The organism is Sphingobacterium paludis (genome assembly GCF_004364125.1).
Lineage (GTDB): Bacteria > Bacteroidota > Bacteroidia > Sphingobacteriales > Sphingobacteriaceae > Sphingobacterium > Sphingobacterium paludis.
Window position 1 is genome coordinate 184,558 of sequence record NZ_SNZV01000008.1, and the last position, 19,612, is coordinate 204,169.

Genomic DNA, 19,612 nt, shown 5'->3' on the forward strand with positions numbered 1-19,612 from the left:
GGCAGAATTGTTAAGTTTCAATTTCTAAACGAATTATGTCACAGAAAACGTACCAAATCTGGATATCGCTACACATAATGTCAATTTCTAACCATCAAAGTATAGAAGTTAGATCGTTACGGCTCCCTTAAACTATGCAACTGATGAAAAGTTTATTCTCTTGAAAACACCGTCACCGCATATTATTTGAAAGATATGAGTATGGAGACCTTATTTGCATACCTTTTACAAGAACAGTTCAATTATTGATTCCCTAAAAACTTATTCCATCCCTCAACATTCTGTACATTCTCAAACTTTAAGTTGTGTTAAGACAATATTATCTATATTGTAGCCATTAATCATTCTAAAGCGTTTTAAGCAGTAAAGAGCAATACCAAAGATTTTTTATGGTATTACCATTTTGAAAGAATCATCTTATTTTAAATATAAAAATGAAAATTTCGGTAGCATTGTGTACTTATAACGGAGCGAAATATATTGATAAACAATTAGCCTCAATATTATCGCAAACATACAGTGTACATGAAGTAATAATTTGTGATGACGGTTCTACAGATTTAACCCCGGAAATTTTGGAACAATACAGAATTAAATTTCCCGGCATCGTCCAAGTTATCCAAAACCCCATCAATCTAGGCAGTAAAAAAAACTTCGATAAAGCTATCAGCATGTGTTCCAACGATTTAATTTTCCTGAGCGATCAAGATGATATTTGGGTAAAAACTAAAGTTGAAGAATATGTGGATTTTTTAAACAAGAATCCGGCGGTTATGGTTGTCGCTTCTAATGGTTTCATAATTAATGACGAAGGAATTATTCAGCCCTCCTTGACGCTTTGGGACGTTCCCAAAATACTCTCCGAACAAAACGAAGATATAGACTTCTTTTCCCATGTTTGCCAATGTGGAAATATTGTGACGGGCGCTTCAATAGCCATACGTCAAAGTTACGTCAGTAACGTATTACCCATTCCCAACGCACTCAATATGGAACATGACGAATGGATCACGCTAGTATCAAGTCGTGAAAACTCCTTTGCGATGATCGACAAGAAATTGTTCTTCTACAGAGAGCACAACGATCAACAATTGGGCGGCGTATCATTCCCTCTAAACGAAGATTCTAAATCACAGTTATATAACCAATTTTCTCTTGCCAAGTATAATTTCTCGAGGTATAAGTGGAGAATTAAGCAGTTAGCAATCCGACATAATAGACTACTGACAGAACCAACCACTTCGCAGCAAGATTTGATCATTAAACAGGTCACTGGTATTTTCAACGATCTTCTGCATGAATTTTTGAAATCCTACCCTATTCGCGGTCACTTTACCCGATTAATTGACAAGCTTACGAACAAACGCCAAATAGCTAAACTAGCAAATAGCCCCACTCTGAGAACTTCGTGCGAAAAAAAATAAAATAACAATCCACCTTCGCGTCAGAAATTGCCGGTCGGCGAGACAAAACTATTAATAAGCATTCTGAAATGCGGCTAACATAACGAGCATTTGAAAGAGATTAAAATCTATTTCTAGCGTTCACTATTAAATAGATGAATATAAGAAACGATACTTACCTTGATTTATTACGTCAGATCATGGAGTCTCTAAAGGCTGATACATTTCTATTCTGACCTTATTCAAAAAAGAGTGTGTTCTTATTGGAAAGCGCGCGATATTTCGATCTCTTAAATACCATATAAAATATCCGACGATACCATACATTATAGTATCGTCTTTTCCAAGCCGCACGATCAAAAGCGAAAGCCACTAAATCCGAAATACTCAAGTTATTTTGCTGATAAAAGCTATAGTTCTTACTGTAAATATAGAAAAAGACTTGATCGACCTCATTCCTAAAATTGCTTAAGTCAGTGACCGAATCTGCTGAAAGGCGTTTTCTGTAGAAATAAAGTGCTTTCGGAATTTTCACGACACTGCCGCGAAAACGAGCAATGATTCTTATCCAACACTCCCAATCTTCATTATTTCGCATCGTTTCGTCAAATCCGCCGGCCTCTTTAATTTGTTCCGTTCGCAGCATACAAAATGATGGAATGCAATTCCGCAATAAAAACTGTCTTAAAATAAACGTATCCAAATGAAGTTTACCCGTCTCTCGTTCAAAGAGCTGCACATCACTGTATACCAACAGCGTTTCGGGAAATGATTGAAATACATCCACACATTCGGAAACATATGCAGGGGCTAACATATCATCAGCGTCTAAAAACATAACATACTCTCCATCACACGCATACATCCCGTTGTTTCTTGCTTTAGACTGACCGCAATTATGTTGAGTTATTATACGGACTTTAAGTTGACCAGCTAAAAAGGAATCAATGGCTTTCAAGCTACCATCAGTAGAACCATCGTCAACAACGATAATCTCTATATTGTTATAAGTTTGTAAAAGCACCGAATTCAGTGTTTCGTGAATTGTCTTTTCAGCGTTGTAGCAAGGTATGACAATACTGACCAATGGTAATTTGTTTACGACCATACACAAAAGTGTTAAAAAACTGATGAAAGCCATAATTCGATGATTCAAAATCCGAAAGAAAAATTTCTAATTGCTCACTCCCATAATTTGTATTGAAGCCACTATATTTTTCGAAACCCTGAGCTAGAAAATGAAATCTGAGGTAATACCACGCAGGAATTTTAAGAGGTCCGACATAAAAAGGTTGAAAAAAGATGCTACTTTTAGTCTTTCTTTTATTGAATTTATATAAACACGTGAAGCTATCTATAGTAACTATTAACTTAAACAACCGCAAAGGACTTCAAAAGACCTTCAATTCAATCTTGATGCAAAGCTTCCAACAGTTCGAGTATATCGTTGTGGATGGTTTGTCTAGCGATGGAAGTCGGGAAGATATCAAGTCCAACAACCGAATAAATAAATGCATTTGCGAGATTGACACTGGTGTTTATGATGCAATGAATAAGGGAATAGCGATCGCTAGTGGTGAGTATGTTCTGTTCCTGAATAGTGGAGATATACTACACGATGATGATACATTATCCGGTATTTTAAAACATCTTGAGCACTTCGACATAATTTATGGCGACCTACTTTTCGTGTCAGCTGATAAACCGTACGTATACAATTATCCTGCTAAACTCACATTTAGTTTTTTACTCAATGCCTCTTTAGGACACCCTGCCACGTTTATTAAGAAAAGTTTGTTTGATAAATACGGATATTATGATACAAGTTTTAGAATAGCGGCGGATTGGGTGTTTTTTATGAAAACTATAGTAAAAGAAAATGTAACTACGAAGCATATTCCAATGGTTATCGCGGACTTCGATACGGATGGATTAAGCTCTCAGGTTGAAAACATAGCTGCAATATTAACCGAAAGAAAGCTTTTTTTGGAGAGGGAGTTCCCATTGTTCTTAGAAGATTACGAAAAGATAGCGGAAGCTACAGAACGCTTAAAAAAAATTCAGTCAAATAAAGCTTTCAAACTATTACGAGCCCTAGGTGTCAAAAAGTTTCAATAGATGCCATAAAAGACCTATGTTACTAACAAAGAGATTAAGTATTTAAACGCATAGTAGCAATGTAGCGTATGATTCCCTGAATTGAAATATGTCGTTTTATCCCTATACATTGTTACCTTTAAGCATGAAATCGAAGAAACTATATATAATCAGACACGGAAAGGCAGAGGAGCATTCATTTTCTAAAGAAGATTTCGATCGTGATCTTATAGAGAAAGGGATAGCGCGCTCGCTGCTCGTAGCCGAAAAAATTAAATCCAAAATTCCACAGATCGATGAACGGACATTGTTTATATCATCTACAGCGAATCGCGCTGCGCAAACAGCAAAAATTTTTGCGCAAAGCCTAGGCTATCCAGCGGAAAAAATAGTTTGGGAGCCTACTATTTACGAGGCGCATTATCTGCAGATACTCAAACGTCTAAATCAAGTATCAGCCAACTACGATCACGTGCTGCTGTTTGGTCACAACCCTGGACTATCTGATTTAGTTGATTACGTAGCGGATGAATATATCAATCTGAAAACATCGCACGTTGCCTGCCTGACGTTGGATGAAGGACTTGATTATTCAACGTTATCCGCGAATACAGCACACTTGGAGCTCATTATTGAAGAATAGACTTTTTAGTTGTGTTTTGATCAACAGCATTTCCGGCAAAGCAGCGCCTCACAGCCCATATCTACAGTGTTTAAAATTTATGTAACTTCGTTTCTATGGCAAATAAACTCGCACAGGAAAACTCTCCTTACCTACAGCAACACGCGCACAACCCAGTAGACTGGATGCCATGGGGCGATGAAGCCCTGCAGAAGGCCAATGAAGAAAACAAGCTTATTATTATCAGCATCGGTTATTCTGCATGCCATTGGTGCCATGTCATGGAACGGGAAAGCTTCGAAAATGAGGCGATAGCCGAAACGATGAATCGCTTTTTTGTACCCATTAAGATAGACCGCGAAGAGCGCCCAGATATCGATCAAATTTATATGATTGCTGTGCAACTGATGACAAACGCAGGAGGCTGGCCGCTAAACTGTATCTGCCTGCCAGACGGTCGCCCTATCTATGGCGGCACCTATTTTAGGCCGCAAGACTGGCAACAGGTGCTGCTCCAGATTGCACAGATGTGGGAAGAGACGCCCGATGTTGCTATTGATTATGCGAATCGCTTGACGGCGGGCATACATAAAGCAGAGCGCTTGCCTATAGCGCCAATCCCTGCAGCCTATTCCATCGCTGATTTAGAGGAAATCGTGCAGCCTTGGGTCGCGCAGTTTGATCATAACGACGGCGGCTACACGCGTGCTCCTAAATTTCCGCTACCTAATAATTGGCTGTTTTTCTTGCGTTATGCGGTACTTGCCAACGATCAACCTGTTCTCCGGCATGTGCATTTCACGCTAGAGAAAATTGCGAATGGTGGCATTTACGACCATATCGGTGGCGGCTTCGCCCGGTATTCCGTCGATGGAAAATGGCATATCCCGCATTTTGAAAAAATGCTATACGACAATGGCCAGCTTATTTCCCTTTATGCGGAGGCCTACCAACAAAAGCCAAATAGCAAATACGAACGCGTCGTTTCGGAAACAATCGCCTGGGCTCAACGGGAAATGCAAGCCGAAAACGGTGGATTCTTTGCTGCACTCGATGCAGATAGTGAAGGCGTGGAAGGAAAATTTTACAGCTTCAGCAAGACAGAGATAGAAGACATTCTTGGAGACGATGCGTCCCTGTTTCTGGCGTACTACAATATCACCGAATCCGGAAACTGGCAGGAAGAACATACCAATGTGTTACATTGCGATATGGAAGCCGACCAACTCGCTTCAGAAAGCGGCTTTGCCCCGGAAGAATGGCACAGCTACCTACAGGAAATCAAACAGAAACTGTATGCCTACCGCGAAAAGCGTGTTAGGCCGGGATTGGATCACAAACAACTCACAACTTGGAACGCCCTTCTGATAAAAGGATTTGTTGACGCTTACCGCGTATTCCAAAAACAAGAGTACCTGGCACTCGCCACACAAACAGCCAACTTTATCGCAAAAAACTGCTTTTCGGAAGAAGCACTTCTCCATCAACCCGCTGATCGAAATAGAGCAATAGCTGGCTTTTTGGACGACTATGCCTTTACCATAGAAAGTTTGATTGCCTTATATGAAGCCACCTTTGAAGAAAACTGGTTGTCCAAGGCGAAATCCATGACGGATCAGGCGATTACCCTGTTTTATGATCCTGCAGAAGCAACGTTCTACTATACCTCCGAAGCTGCTGGCGATAAATTGATCACCCGCAAGAGTGAAATCATGGATAACGTTATTCCAGCATCATCTTCCTGCATGGTGCGCAACCTGTATCGACTGGCAACACTGTTCGACCAAGAAGATTACCTCGCTATAGCCGATCAGGTGTTTGCTAACGTCTTTCCACAAATTAAACAATATGGTTCGGCCTATTCGAATTGGGCGATACAACTGCTCGAACATGTTTACGGAACGAATGAAATTGCGCTCACTGGAGCGCATGCTAACGCGTGGCGCGAAGAGCTGGATAGGCAGTACATCCCAAATAAAATTACGATAGGAGGAACAAAAAGTAGCCTACCATTGTTAATGGATAAAGAAGGTTTGGAATCAAAAGCATACCTTTGTCGAAATAAGACCTGTAGCTTACCACAAAAGTCTGTGGTAGACCTGCTACAGTTGTTAAATGATAACAGGGATTCATCCCAAATAAATTAAACAAGATGGCAATAGAAAACAACAACGTAGTCACGTTGAATTACAAACTTCACACAATCGAAGAAAACGGAGAGAAAACTTTTGTGGAAGAGACGACAAATGAAAACCCTTTGACTTTTCTATATGGCGTAGGTATGATGTTGCCTAAGTTTGAAGAAAACATTGCAGGCCTTGGCGAGGGCGATAAAACATCGTTCACGTTAAGTGCAGTTGATGCATACGGCGAGAAGGATGATCGCGCAGTAGCGCAGCTTCCTGCCGATATGTTTAACGAAACAGGCCTTCCACCAGTTGGCGAAGTATTGCCGTTGCAAGACAACCAAGGAAACCAGTTTCGCGCGGTAGTAATTGAAGTTACACCAGAGGCCGTGATTGCAGACCTTAACCATCCAATGGCTGGAAAAACCTTGAACTTTGACATTGAAGTTTTAGGCGTTCGTCCAGCAACGGAAGAAGAATTGTCGCACGGACATGCGCACGGCGCTGACGGTCATTCAGGACACGAATAGTAGAGACATTTCTATATAATTTTAAAAGGCCACATCCGCGCATTTATGCTGCTGATGTGGCCTTTTGATTTATTAATGGTATGTTCAAACTTCTTCTGCCGTTTATGATTTGGATTTTACACATTACTCGCCATCGTACCTCAGGCTCGCAATGACGAAAGCGTTTAATCACCCATCTTATCTCATTACGCACTACGCATTACCCACTACTCAACAAGCCTACAATGTATCATTCCAGTGCTCGGAGGTAAGGGAAATGTTTGGGGATTTGAAGTAGGACAAAGCCTAGAAATCATATCGAAATCAGTATACAATGATTTCGATATGATTTCAGCTTTGACAAACATTTGCTTTGCGCGGGATGGGCTGCGCGACAAAGCACCTGAAGGAGACGAAGGATTTTGGTTACTTTTGTCCCCAAAAGTAATGCCTTGCCGCGGCGAGCGGCGGAAGGGATTGGGGAGGGAAAGGCAGTGACGTCGAAGTTAGCAAACTCCAGAACTCATTACGCAATACCCCAATCTCCCTACTAAGTACTATCTACTACTATCTCCAATCGCATTAGATTGCCGCGCCATCGTTCCTCAGGCTCGCAATGACGTTCTTTTTTGCATTACGCACTACGCAATACGCAATACTAACCAACCTTTGTCGCGCGTAACATCTCACGTTTGCCAGGCGCCCCGGGTGCTTTCTCCACAGTAAAGCCCAGAGCTTTCATGGATCTTTTCAGGTTGCCAGTAATGGCGTAAGTAACGAAAATGCCGCCGGGTTTTAAGTAGGAACAAATATGTGCCAACGACTGATCGCTCCACATCTCCGGTTGGTGGATAGCTGCAAACGCATCAAAGTACAGCACATCGAACTGATCATCCGTCTGGAAGTCCATCAGCTTCTCATGCGCAATTTTAAGACGTATATGTTCCGCGAAATCAACCTCCGTCGTTAAGGCCTGTGCATAGTTTTGCATAAAAGCGGCCCAAGTTGCAGGTTGTACAAAGCGGTGATAACCCGTCGCAAAAATAACATCGGTTGGTAGGGGATAAGCTTCAATGCCGCAGTAGTGCAGCTGCAACGAACGTCGCGTCGCATCGTCCGCTGTTAATAAGAAATTTAACCCCGTACCAAAACCCACCTCCAACACCGAAACTTCATTCGTTTCTTCCTTCGCTAAAAAATGATGCAAGCCCATGTCTAGAAACACATGTCGACTTTCTTGAAGTGCACCATGTTTAGAATGATAATGCTCTCCGATCTCTGGGTGATAAAGTGTATTAGACCCATCTCCCGTGATTACAAATTCCATGCTTGTGGCTTTTTTATCGCAAAACTAAAGAAAAAACAAGTACTTTAGCTTTCGCATGCAGAAGATTATTCAAAATTATGGAAGTATATTGTTGCTCCTGCTGGGCATTGCTCTGGGAAGTATTGTAGGCCTTGTTATACCGCATGTTGTAGACTATATCAAACCACTAGGTGACATTTTCCTAAACCTGCTTTTCGTATCCATTATTCCGCTACTATTTTTTGCTATTTCATCTGCCGTTGCCAATATACAGAGCGAAAACAAACTCGGCAAGATCATCGGCTTAATGAGCGTGGTGTTTTTGACGACTATTGTGCTAGCCTCCATAGCGACCATCGTTGTGCTCTATTTTTTTCCCGTCAGCTCGTTATCGACGAACGCCGGTGCACTAGAGAGCCCCGCATCCGACGACAGCAGCTGGGGTGAACGCATTGTAAAGTTCCTCACGGTTGAAGAATTTGGCAATCTTCTCTCCAGGCAAAGTATGCTTGCATTTGTAATCTTTTCCTTCCTGATCGGCATTGCGGCCCGACGGGCAGGTGCCACAGCCACAGCCTTCACATCCTTTCTTAATGCTGGCAACGAAGTGATGAAACAACTGTTGATACTGTTGATGAAGGCTGCACCTATCGGATTAGGGGCCTATTTTGCTTATCAGGTGAAAACGATAGGACCACAGCTCTTTGGTTTCTACGCAAAACCAATGGCCTTATATTATAGTTTTGGAATCGCTTTCTTTTTCGTGTTTTTTAGCCTCTACGCCTTCTTAGCTTATGGTAAGAAGGGGCCAGCTTTATTTTGGAAAAATAATATTGTCCCTTCCTTAACCGCGTTGAGCACCTGCAGTAGTTTGGCGACTATGCCCGCCAACCTAGCAGCAGCAAAAAAGATAGGCATCCCCCCAGCAATTGCGAATGTCGTGATTCCGCTGGGTAACACCCTTTATAAAAATGGTTCCGCCATTTCCTCCATCCTCAAAATTTACGTCGCGTTCTCGATGCTTGGCTGGAACTTTTTTGAATGGAACACCATGATCACCGCAATAGGTATTACGGTACTGGTGACGATCGTAGCCGGAGGGATACCCAACGGCGGCTACATGGGCGAAATGCTGATGATTTCTGTATATGGGTTGCCTAATGAGGCTATCCCTGCTGTTATGATTATTGGAACGCTGGTGGATCCGCTAGCTACTATTTTGAATGCTACCGCAGATACCGTAGCCGCCATGCTTGTTACGCGACTGTCGAATGAAAAATTTGCCCCCCCTATTGCTTAATTGTTAGCTTCATGTAATATTGCTTCGCTCTCAAGCTCAAATAGCTATCTACAAAACAACTCCATATCCCATAACACATTAGTTACCAAACAAATCAATAAACCAGATTAATTGCGTAGAACAATTCTAAATAATAGTCATTATTTGACAAATTCCTTTCATGCGAAAGCATTTTGTAATTTTGTATTTTATTTAGAGATAGTGCACTATGAAGAAAAGCTCAATTATCTTAATTGTTATTATCGCTGTGGCGATTTCCATGATTTTGGTTATCTACACAGACTCCAGTACGTATTCTACTTTTACAGAAGCAAAAGAGAAAAACACGGAGCTTTATGTGGTTGGGGTTTTGAATAAAGGGAAAACGCTACATTACGATCCGGTCACCGATGCAAATCATTTTTCATTTTACATGTATGATAATGATAGCGTGGAATGTCAAGTAGTGTTCAACGGATCAAAACCGCAGGACATTGAACGTTCGGAACAAATTGTTTTGACTGGAAAAATGGATGGAAATGTATTCCTTGCCAGTAAGATTTTGATGAAATGTCCTTCAAAATACAATAAGGATCAAGTAGAGGTGATTGAGACAACAGCATCTTTGTAGGTATTGCAGGGTGGCAGAGCAATAGCTAAATCTTCTTCTACCCGTAGATGTAATACAGGGGTCTCTTAGTCAATTTTTGAATTTTAAACTGAGCGTGGCGAGCTTATCGAAGATAATTTTGACTTCTGACTTATCACTTTTGACTTTTCAATTGTCAGGTTTGACTTATCACTTTTAAACCGAGCGTAGCAAGCTCATCAAAGATAATTTTGACTTATCACTTCTGACTTTTGACTTATCACTTTTAAATTTTTAATTTTTAATTTTCACTTCGAATAATGGACGTTAATTACGTTGGCGAGCATCTCTTACCCGGAAAAATAGGACAGTTTTTTGTTATCCTATCTTTCGGTTCTGCCATCCTCTCTTGTATAAGTTACTTCTTTGCAACGCGAGAGCCGGACAACAAATCTTGGAATACCTTAGGCCGCATAGGCTTCTGGACAAACCTGCTATCTGTTGTGAGCATAGGGGCTATTCTATTTTATATTATTTACAATCACCTTTTTGAATACCACTATGCATGGGCACACTCCTCGCGGTCCCTACCAACACACTTTATAATTTCATCGTTTTGGGAAGGCCAGGAAGGAAGTTTTTGGCTATGGATGTTTTGGCAGGTGCTTTTGGGTGCCGTTTTACTGTTTAGAGCAAAAAGTTGGGAAGCCCCTGTCATGACATTTGTCATGCTTAGCCAAACATTTCTAGCGTCCATGTTGATTGGTGTAGAGATACTAGGTTCGAGATTTGGCAGCTCACCGTTTATTCTTCTTCGAGATGCACTGCAAGCGCCGATATTTAGCGATCCCAATTATCTTTCTATGATCGCGGATGGAAGCGGACTGAATGCGACCCTCCAAAATTACTGGATGGTTATCCACCCGCCTACACTGTTCTTGGGTTTTGCGTCGATGATCGTTCCATTTGCCTACGCTGCGGCAGGCTTATGGACCAAACGTTTTAAAGAGTGGATAACGCCAGGACTCCCCTGGGCGCTCTTCGCTGTTATGGTATTGGGTGCCGGTATCATCATGGGGTCGTTTTGGGCCTACGAAGCGTTGAACTTTGGCGGCTTTTGGGCTTGGGATCCTGTCGAGAATGTTTCTATTATTCCCTGGCTAACGTTAATCGCAGCCGTACACGTGATGGTTGCCTTTAAAAATTCTGGACACGGTTTTTTCACAGCGACATTTCTAGCGCTCATCAGCTTTGTATTGGTTATCTATGCATCGTACCTCACCCGAAGTGGCGTACTTGGAGAAACATCTGTACACTCCTTCACTAGCTTAGGCATGTCGGGGCAATTAATAGCTTTCAACCTTTGCTTTTTGCTGTTGATGATTGTGTTTTTAGTATGGCGCAACAAAGAAATGCCTTCTACACAAAAAGAAGAAGATATTTATTCAAGAGAATTTTGGATGTTTATCGGCGGGCTAGTATTAACGGTGGCTTGTGTACAGATGATTGCGACCACATCCATCCCGGTGTTTAACGCGCTTTTCGGTACAAAAGTGGCTCCACCAATTGACCCTGTTCCACACTACAACAAATATCAGGGAGCATTCGCTGTTGTTGTCATGCTATTAACCGCGTTCACACAATTTCTGAAATACAAACGAACGGATACACGCAAATTCTGGGCCGCGACATTTGCAAGCTTTGTGCTGGCATTAATTATCGCGGGTCTGATTGTATATTTTGCCAAAGTATACACGAACCTGATGTATATCTTGCTGACACTAACCTGCGTGTTCTGTTTATTGGCAAACCTACGTGTGTTAGGTGATGCTATGAAAGGCAAGTGGCGCTTGGCCGGTTCCGCAGTTGCACACATTGGCTTTGCCTTACTCCTTTTAGGCGCGCTGATTGCAGCGGCGACAAATGAGGTCATGTCTATCAATGAAAGTAAATACATTGCGGTTCAAAATTTTGGTAAAGAGGGCGACAAATTTTCGGATCCGGGCGAAAACCTGTTTTTAACAGAGGGTGAACCCGTGCAGATGGGTGAGTATCGTGTGACCTATGTTGGAGATAGCGTAGCCCCGCCGAATGTATATTATAAAATTAAGTACGACCGGATTGATGAGGAAAGTGGCAACGTGACCAAGTCTTTCACGTTAAGTCCATACGCCCAAAACAACCCGGATATGGGTGGATTGATCGGTACGCCCGGTACACACCATGAGTTTACACACGATGTCTACACGTTGATTACCGCCGCGGCTTCAGACTCGCAGGCGAAAGCGGCCAATGTTCCGGAAGAAGAAAAAACAGGTTACGAGGACTACGAAGAACCCGCGACCTATCAGGTAAGCATTGGCGATACATTGCGCTACCGAAACGGTTATTATGTTATTGAAGGAATAAACAACGATGCTAAGCTAAACAACATCCCCAAAGGTCCAGACGATATTGTTGTAGGGCTTAAAATCAAAGTTGTCTCCGGGGATAACAAAGAGTTTCCGGTGGAGCCTGTGTTTGTGATCAAAGATGGCAATAGTTATGATTTTAACAAGGATGTAAACGAGCAAGGCTTACGGTTCCGTTTTACCAACATTTTACCTAAAGAAGATAAGTTGGAGATTATGCTTTATCAAAAGCCTCTCCCAGAAAAGAAATGGGTGGTGTTTAAAGCGATCAAATTCCCGTTTATCAACTTTTTCTGGGCCGGAACAATCATCATGACTATCGGCTTTGGAATGTCGATCTATCGACGCGTGAAAGATGCCAGAGTTAGTAGATAGATGGTAGTATATAGATAATAGTAGGTAGATATAGTATATAGATAGTATTAGGTAGATGGTAGTATATAGATAATAGTAGGTAGATATAGTATATAGATAGTATTAGGTAGATGGTAGTAAGTAGTTTTTGGCACTAATGAAGATAACGATACTTGGAAGCGGCAATGTAGCCACCCATTTGGGTAAAGCTTTGTTAGAGGCGGGGCATCGTATCGTCGAGATCTACAGTAGAAATTTGGCCAATGCGCAAGCATTGGCTTCACAAGTAGGTGCCACAGCTACCGACCTCGTGACCAGGCTGCGTGACGACGCCGACATCTATTTGCTTGCTGTGAGCGATCAAGCGATTGAAACGTTAGCATCTCAACTTCCAGTATCCATACGCGGTATGGTGGTTCATTGCTCGGGCGCTACCACTATGGATGTACTGGCGTCCTTCCAGCGCTATGGTGTCATTTACCCTCCACAAAGCTTAAGAAAAGAACACGATACCCAAATGGCTTCTATTGCTTTCGGTATAGAAGGAAATACAACAGAGACGGAAGATGCGCTGCTTGAGCTTGTTCAGGAATTTGCACCAAAATCTTTCCGCTGCAATAGCCAACAGCGCCTAGCCTTACACATCGGAGCGGTGTTTGCCAACAATTTCACCAACAGCTTATTTCAAATTAGCTTTGAGCTGTTACAGGCGCATAGACTACCTTTCCATCTCCTCCACCCCATCATGCAGGAAACGGTAGAAAAGGCTATACAGCACGAGCCACGCAGCGTACAAACAGGGCCAGCGCAACGCGATGATCAAACCACCATCGATAAGCATTTAAACTTTATTAGTGAAAAGCCGAATTGGGTCAAAATATATCAACGACTTACTGAAGAAATAGCGATAAAAAAGAAGAATTGACCTATAATTTATCAAACAAACAAATCTTCACCGAATAAGCTTCTTTTTTCTAAATGATGTAATTAGTTTCTAATTTTGCATTGACCGTAGATTATGGTACGCAGGTTGACGTGCAGACTAGGTAGAATGGCTCGCATTTTGCTGAGTACTAGATGCATCCTTACTCCATACCCACGGCAAAAGAAGAGATATACTCGATAATACTTTAAACACATATGACAGTTAGAAAACTAATTCTCGCGACGATAGTTCTCATCAACTTGATCATCATTTCTTTTGGTTTTATATTTACCACAAGTTGGTTTTGGCTACTGCTGATACCATTCCCATTGATGATATTGGCATTTGTTAACAGCTTTCAAACGAAGCACGCCATCCTTCGCAACTACCCTGTGGTGGGTTATTTTCGCTTTTTCTTTGAGAGCATACGCCCAGAAATGAGGCAATACTTTTGGGAATCTGACACGGACGGGCGCCCCTTCAATCGTCGCCAACGTTCAATCGTATACCAGCGTGCGAAGAACGAACGTGAAACCGTAGCTTTTGGTATGCAGAGCGATCCGCAGGCCATTGGCAATGAATGGGTGGCGCATTCTGTGTTTCCATGCCACATTGAAAATCACGACTTACGCACAACGGTGGGCAACCATCTTTGTAGACAACCCTATAGCCTTAGCGTGTTTAACATCTCAGCAATGAGTTATGGCGCCTTGAGCCAAACAGCTATACGCGCCCTTAACAAAGGTGCTGCCTTACAGAACTTTGCGCACAACACCGGCGAAGGTGGCATCAGCCCCTATCATATCAGCGGTGGCGATTTGATTTGGCAAATTGGTACCGGCTATTTTGGCTGTCGAAATGATTTAGGCATGTTTGACGCAGAGCTATTTGCAGAGAAAGCAACCCGCCCTTATGTTAAGATGATTGAAGTGAAGCTATCTCAAGGAGCCAAACCTGGTCACGGCGGTATATTGCCGGCAGCTAAAAACACGCCAGAGGTTGCTGCGATCCGTCATGTGGTTCCCGGAACGGATGTAATGTCGCCGCCAGCGCATAGCGCTTTCCGATCTGCACACGAGATGATGGAGTTTATTCAACAGCTTCGCGAACTATCGGGCTATAAGCCGGTAGGTTTTAAAATGTGTGTGGGCGACAAACAGGAATTTATCGACATCTGTAACGCGATGCTGAGTACCCAGATATTTCCGGATTTCATCGCCATTGACGGCTCTGAAGGAGGTACCGGTGCCGCTCCGCTCGAGTTTACAGACAATATCGGGATGCCGCTATATGACGCGCTAACTTTTGTAACAACCACCTTGATCAAGTTCGGTCTAAAAAAACACATCAAGCTCATCGTATCTAGCCGTATCATCACCGGCTTTGATTTGCTTAAAGTTATCGCTTTAGGTGCAGATGCTTGCTACAGCGCCAGGGGAATGATGTTTGCGCTGGGTTGTATACAGGCCTTGAAATGTAACGAAGATGTTTGTCCAGTAGGCGTTGCCACCCAAAAACCGCAGCTCTACAAGGCGCTGGACGTACAAGATAAATACATACGCGTTGCTCAATTTCACCGTAACACTCTGCGCGCTACCGTCGAAATCATGGAAGCCTGTGGATTTAAAACCTTGGACGACGTTTCCGCAGATAAATTCTTCCGCAAAGTAGATAGCATGAATACGCTAAGCTTTCAAGAGATCTACTTCAAGGATACAGGAAAGTTAGTCAATAGCCATAGCGCTTTCGAGGTTCAAGAGTTTTAAAAGCAGTAATGACGAGCGCTGTACACCATCTTGCGCAGCTCACTTCAAATTGCTATATAGCACTTCTAACGTATTTTTTGCACGAAGCATCTCCTCATAGGCCAGCCCTTCCAAGGCTTGGCCTATGGTGCGTTTCGCTTGGCGCATACAGGCTTCTCGCAGATGCCTTCCCTGCTTTGTCAGAAATATTAAGTTTGATCGCTTATCATCTTTATCGTTGACGCGCATCACTAGCTTTATTTTCTCCAGGTTATTGATGAGTCGAGATACGCTAGGCTTATCCCGAAAGGTTAGGCAAGCCAGTTCTTGTTGGGTGCGTCCCTCCTCAATCCAAAGGTAATACAATAATGACCATTGCTCGGAGGTAATATGTATTCCTTCTTCTTTCAGATTTCGTTGCAATCTTCTTGCTAAAGCCGCTGTTGCTTTTCCCGTTAAAAAAGAAAAAAATTCATCAGCGTATTCAAAATTTCCAGTCATATAGGATGGGTTGTTTGGTTAGTTGTCTACGCAAACAAAACAAAAAAGCCTTTACAATGCAAATAAATTTTGATTTTTACCTGCTTTTTTCTATTTTCCTCCTATGGAGAACTTTTTACCTGTATTGTTGATTGTTGCCGGGGTCGTCTACAAGATTTACACGGAGTACCAGAAGGAGCAGGAAAAAGCAAGTAAACGGCGACCAAATGTACCGCCCACCAACACGGTTCCTCCATTCCCCAATCCTGAGCAATACAAAAAAACGCAATTGCCCCCCTTTCCTAAACCGACGCGCTCTGTCCCCCCACCCAAGCCAGCGCCTGTGAAGGTGGACATGCAACCCCGCCCTATAGAAGTGACCAACGTCCAAGAACAAAAGAAAGTAAGGAAAGAAGCTCGTCGAATAGAAGCATTAAAAGCTCCGAAGCTGGAAGTTATTACCCAAGAACATATCGATTTCGATTTGCGCAGAGCCATTATCCAGTCGGCTATTCTGGAGCGACCCTATCGAGATTAAATCGATCGCGTATTTACGATCCATGCGCCAAACTTCAAATTTTATTTTATTCTCAGCATGCGCGTTACAATGGCCGCTAAGCCAATTGCTACATTTGTCATGCATCAACCGCTATCGGCACGAGCTGTGGTAGAACAGACTATTTTAAAGATTACATTGAAAATTGATCGGCATCTTTAAGAAAAGGAAGCTGTTCACGCGATTTGATAAGGTCTGCAGGGTTCAACGTGAACGTATACAAATCTTCATCTTCAGGCTTGTAGTAAACAACATCGCCCATCGGTGAAATGCACATCGAACCACCCGAATAGTAAATTTCATTACCGTCATACCCTACGCGGTTTACACCAATTACATACGCTTGGTTTTCTATGGCGCGCGCTGGAATCAAGGCCCTCCAATGGCTAGAGCGCTTATCTGGCCAGCTTGCGGTATACACCAATAAATCATAGGCGGTACCGAAATTACGAGACCACACCGGAAAACGCAGGTCATAGCAAATCATCGGGCAAACCCGCCAGCCTTTTAGATCTAACACAATGCGGGAATTGCCTGCCGTAAATACCTGATCTTCATTGGCCATACCGAAGAGGTGTCTTTTGTCATAGTGAACAAAACTACCATCTGGAGACATCCAAACAAAGCGATTGTAATAATTACCATTTTCGGCAATGATCAAGGTGCCTGCAACCGTACAGTCATACGATTTCGCGTGCTCATACATCCAATGCATCGTTCGACCATTCATGGTTTCTGCGCACTTCTCTACATTCATAGTGAAGCCCGTGTTAAACATTTCAGGTAGGATAATTAAATCTGTCTTTTCCTTCAACCCTGACAACCGTAAAGATAAATTCTGCAAATTTTTCTCCACGTTTTCCCAAAATAAATATGCTTGAAATGTCGTAATCTTTATCGGTTCCATACCTGCCATGCGAAATCGCTCTAAATTTAAAATTGATGTTTTGACAAATTACTAAAAAACTATTTGTTAAGCAATGATTAGACCAAATTACTATTGCTCCCTAATCATAAGTGCGTCTGCCAAGGCGAAAAGCGCTACCTTTCTGGACTCCTCTACGTCGATAGCGCGCAATTTCTCGTAAGCTATTGCCGTGAACTTCTCTTTTTGATCTATTGCTAACGCCTGTATGTCGTATTTAGCGTAAAGCGCCTTCATTTTTTCAACCTTTTTTGGCTCTTGTTCTACATCGCTCGCTAGCAAGTGAACAAACTCGGCTTCGTCTGCTTTTTGCAGCAATGCGCGAAGCTTGATAAACAACAGCGTTTTCTTGTTCGCGATGATATCGCCCCCCACCTGTTTGCCAAATGTTTTGGGGTCGCCGTACACATCCAGCAAATCATCTTGAAGTTGAAAAGCTATACCGAGGTTCACACCAAATTCATAGAGCAGTGCCTGCGCGGTATCGTCGGCATGACCGATTATGGCGCCCATCTGTAATGCGCATCCCAATAAAACGGATGTCTTCAACCGGATCATATTGATATACTCATCCTGCGTTACGGTATCCCGCTGTTCAAAATCCATGTCGTATTGCTGCCCTTCGCAGACTTCCAGCGCGGTCCTATTGAACAGGCGTATGAGCGGCCCCAATTTATCGGCCGGACACTTCGCAAGCTCTTCATAAGCCTTAACAAGCAGCGCATCGCCTGAAAGAATAGCTACGCTATCGTTCCATTTTTGATGCACGGTTTCCATCCCCCGGCGTAAAGGCGCCTTATCCATGATATCATCATGGATAAGCGAGAAATTATGGAAATATTCAATCGCTGCGCTTGCCGGCAGCGATGCCTGTACACAGGAAGGATCAAACAATTCAACACCCATACTCACCAAAAGCGGACGTATCCTTTTTCCGGATAAGGAAAGGATATAACGTATCGGGTCGTATAGATTTGCGGGCGAAGATGGAAATTCAACCGTATGGATGTAGTCTTGAAAAATCTGTGCGTGTACTGATTTATGGAACATAGCTAAAAAATGATAGGCGAAGATACGGATTCTCACTTAAATAGTATCTTTGCGTAAACCCATGCACCCATGCGTATTTTCGTTATTCACAACTTTTATCAACATGCCGGCGGCGAAGATCAGGTTTTCGAACAAGAAGTGCGAGAGCTATCGAAAAAGCATGATGTTAAGGCATACACCGTAAAAAATATGAAGGGCTTAACGGGAGCAGTCCAGTTCCTCCGTTATGTTTGGAATGTTGAGGAAGGCAGGAAGATCATGGGGCAAGTAAACGAATTTCAACCTGATGTCGTGCACATTCACAATCTTCATTACAGTATAGGCCCCTTAATTATACGGCGATTAAGGAATCGAGGATTGCCAGTAGTTATGACCTTACACAACTTCCGTTTACTATGCCCCTCGGCGAGCCTATTTGTTGAAGGTGAAATTTTTACGGATAGCGTGCAGCAAAATTTCCCTTGGACTGCCGTAAAAAAACGCGCGCTGGACCATTCATTGGGAAAGACGTTGGTCACCGCTTTTGTATACTGGCTACACCGCAAGCTAGGCACTTGGGCGCAGGTAAATCGCTATATTGTGCTATCCGATTTCGCAAAAAAAATGTTTGCGGAAAGCACCTTTCCTGTTGATCCGGCCCGATTTGTCGTCCGACCAAACAGTATGGAGCTGCGTCCTATCCAAGCCGATAAAAACAGACGTTTACTCTATATCGGCAGGTTGTCTGCTGAAAAAGGGATTATGCAACTTCTGAATGCGATCAGTGAAATGGATATTCCATTAGACATCTATGGAACAGGGCCACAGTTGGAAATTGTTAAGCAATTGATCGCCCCCTATCCACATATTCAATACAAAGGCTATCAAAGCCAAGAAGTGCTCACGAAAGCCATTGCCGAGGCCGATGCACTTGTTGTACCTTCCGTGTGCTACGAAGGAATGCCTATGACGATTATCGAAGCCTTTGCACAAGGCACTGCCGTGCTCGCGAGCGAGATTGGTATTTTAAAAGAAATGGTGGTACCTTTGTATACCGGCATGCATTTTAACCCGTTTCAGAAAAAGGACATCCAAGCGTGTATTGTCGCTTGGAATGAACTTGCTACTGGTAAAAAGCTTGAAGTGGCAGTAAATTGCCGGAATGAATATGCGAAGCATTACACGTTGGCAAAAAATATGGAGCGGTTATTAGCTATGTATAAGGCTGTCATAACCGAACAAAAAAACAAATAAAG

At 42.7% G+C, this 19,612-nt stretch carries 17 protein-coding genes; 12 read left to right on the forward strand and 5 right to left on the reverse strand.

Features of this window, described 5'->3' with window-relative positions; genetic code table 11:
- Positions 1-434 precede the first annotated feature (434 nt).
- On the forward strand, positions 435-1,424 hold the full coding sequence (locus tag B0I21_RS16230; protein ID WP_133641531.1) for a glycosyltransferase: 990 nt from the start codon (positions 435-437) through the stop codon (positions 1,422-1,424).
- 217 nt (positions 1,425-1,641) lie between these two features.
- On the opposite strand, the gene B0I21_RS16235 is transcribed toward B0I21_RS16230, so the two are convergent.
- Positions 1,642-2,511, reverse strand: coding sequence for a glycosyltransferase family 2 protein (locus B0I21_RS16235; RefSeq protein WP_166637884.1), 870 nt, complete (start codon positions 2,509-2,511; stop codon positions 1,642-1,644).
- Positions 2,512-2,747: 236 nt separating this feature from the next.
- Here B0I21_RS16235 and B0I21_RS16240 point away from each other — a divergent pair, with 236 nt between their 5' ends.
- The 4 genes from B0I21_RS16240 (at position 2,748) to B0I21_RS16255 (ending at position 6,778) form a co-directional block, all read left to right on the forward strand.
- Complete coding sequence (locus B0I21_RS16240) at positions 2,748-3,521, forward strand: glycosyltransferase family 2 protein (protein WP_166637885.1); 774 nt, start codon at positions 2,748-2,750, stop codon at positions 3,519-3,521.
- A 124-nt stretch (positions 3,522-3,645) separates the two neighbouring features.
- Complete coding sequence (locus tag B0I21_RS16245; protein ID WP_133641534.1) at positions 3,646-4,143, forward strand: SixA phosphatase family protein; 498 nt, start codon at positions 3,646-3,648, stop codon at positions 4,141-4,143.
- Between the two features lie 95 nt (positions 4,144-4,238).
- On the forward strand, positions 4,239-6,269 hold the full coding sequence (locus B0I21_RS16250; protein WP_133641535.1) for a thioredoxin domain-containing protein: 2,031 nt from the start codon (positions 4,239-4,241) through the stop codon (positions 6,267-6,269).
- 5 nt (positions 6,270-6,274) lie between these two features.
- On the forward strand, positions 6,275-6,778 hold the full coding sequence (locus B0I21_RS16255) for an FKBP-type peptidyl-prolyl cis-trans isomerase (protein ID WP_037499280.1): 504 nt from the start codon (positions 6,275-6,277) through the stop codon (positions 6,776-6,778).
- A gap of 637 nt (positions 6,779-7,415) precedes the next feature.
- On the opposite strand, the gene mnmD is transcribed toward B0I21_RS16255, so the two are convergent.
- A complete protein-coding gene (gene mnmD / locus B0I21_RS16260; RefSeq protein ID WP_133641536.1) occupies positions 7,416-8,084 on the reverse strand; it encodes a tRNA (5-methylaminomethyl-2-thiouridine)(34)-methyltransferase MnmD in 669 nt (222 codons plus the stop codon).
- Positions 8,085-8,139: 55 nt separating this feature from the next.
- Between mnmD and B0I21_RS16265 the strand changes: the two genes are divergently transcribed.
- From B0I21_RS16265 to B0I21_RS16285, 5 genes are all read left to right on the forward strand, one after another.
- Entirely contained in the window at positions 8,140-9,363 is a 1,224-nt protein-coding gene (locus B0I21_RS16265) for a dicarboxylate/amino acid:cation symporter (protein ID WP_133641537.1), read from the forward strand.
- A gap of 208 nt (positions 9,364-9,571) precedes the next feature.
- Positions 9,572-9,973: a cytochrome c maturation protein CcmE domain-containing protein gene (locus B0I21_RS16270; protein ID WP_133641538.1), complete on the forward strand. Its 402-nt coding sequence runs from the start codon at positions 9,572-9,574 to the stop codon at positions 9,971-9,973.
- Positions 9,974-10,251: 278 nt separating this feature from the next.
- On the forward strand, positions 10,252-12,717 hold the full coding sequence (gene ccsA / locus B0I21_RS16275; protein ID WP_133641539.1) for a cytochrome c biogenesis protein CcsA: 2,466 nt from the start codon (positions 10,252-10,254) through the stop codon (positions 12,715-12,717).
- 136 nt (positions 12,718-12,853) lie between these two features.
- Positions 12,854-13,621 (forward strand): Rossmann-like and DUF2520 domain-containing protein, encoded by a 768-nt coding sequence (locus B0I21_RS16280; protein ID WP_133641540.1) that lies wholly within the window; start codon positions 12,854-12,856, stop codon positions 13,619-13,621.
- A gap of 215 nt (positions 13,622-13,836) precedes the next feature.
- The gene (locus tag B0I21_RS16285) at positions 13,837-15,387 is read left to right on the forward strand and encodes an FMN-binding glutamate synthase family protein (protein WP_133641541.1); all 1,551 of its coding nucleotides are present in this window, start codon (positions 13,837-13,839) and stop codon (positions 15,385-15,387) included.
- Between the two features lie 39 nt (positions 15,388-15,426).
- On the opposite strand, the gene B0I21_RS16290 is transcribed toward B0I21_RS16285, so the two are convergent.
- Positions 15,427-15,867 (reverse strand): MarR family winged helix-turn-helix transcriptional regulator, encoded by a 441-nt coding sequence (locus B0I21_RS16290; RefSeq protein ID WP_133641542.1) that lies wholly within the window; start codon positions 15,865-15,867, stop codon positions 15,427-15,429.
- 103 nt (positions 15,868-15,970) lie between these two features.
- On the opposite strand from B0I21_RS16290, the gene B0I21_RS16295 reads away from it, so the two are divergent.
- Positions 15,971-16,384: a hypothetical protein gene (locus B0I21_RS16295; protein ID WP_133641543.1), complete on the forward strand. Its 414-nt coding sequence runs from the start codon at positions 15,971-15,973 to the stop codon at positions 16,382-16,384.
- A 151-nt stretch (positions 16,385-16,535) separates the two neighbouring features.
- Here the strand turns inward: B0I21_RS16295 and B0I21_RS16300 are convergent, their stop codons facing one another.
- Together B0I21_RS16300 and B0I21_RS16305 are read right to left on the reverse strand one after the other, a co-directional pair.
- Positions 16,536-17,309: an amidohydrolase gene (locus B0I21_RS16300; RefSeq protein WP_133641582.1), complete on the reverse strand. Its 774-nt coding sequence runs from the start codon at positions 17,307-17,309 to the stop codon at positions 16,536-16,538.
- Positions 17,310-17,399: 90 nt separating this feature from the next.
- Entirely contained in the window at positions 17,400-18,377 is a 978-nt protein-coding gene (locus tag B0I21_RS16305) for a polyprenyl synthetase family protein (RefSeq protein WP_133641544.1), read from the reverse strand.
- A gap of 69 nt (positions 18,378-18,446) precedes the next feature.
- Between B0I21_RS16305 and B0I21_RS16310 the strand changes: the two genes are divergently transcribed.
- Positions 18,447-19,610 carry a glycosyltransferase family 4 protein gene (locus B0I21_RS16310; RefSeq protein ID WP_133641545.1) on the forward strand — a complete coding sequence of 388 codons (1,164 nt, stop codon included), beginning with the start codon at positions 18,447-18,449 and terminating at the stop codon, positions 19,608-19,610.
- The last annotated feature ends 2 nt before the right edge of the window (positions 19,611-19,612 follow it).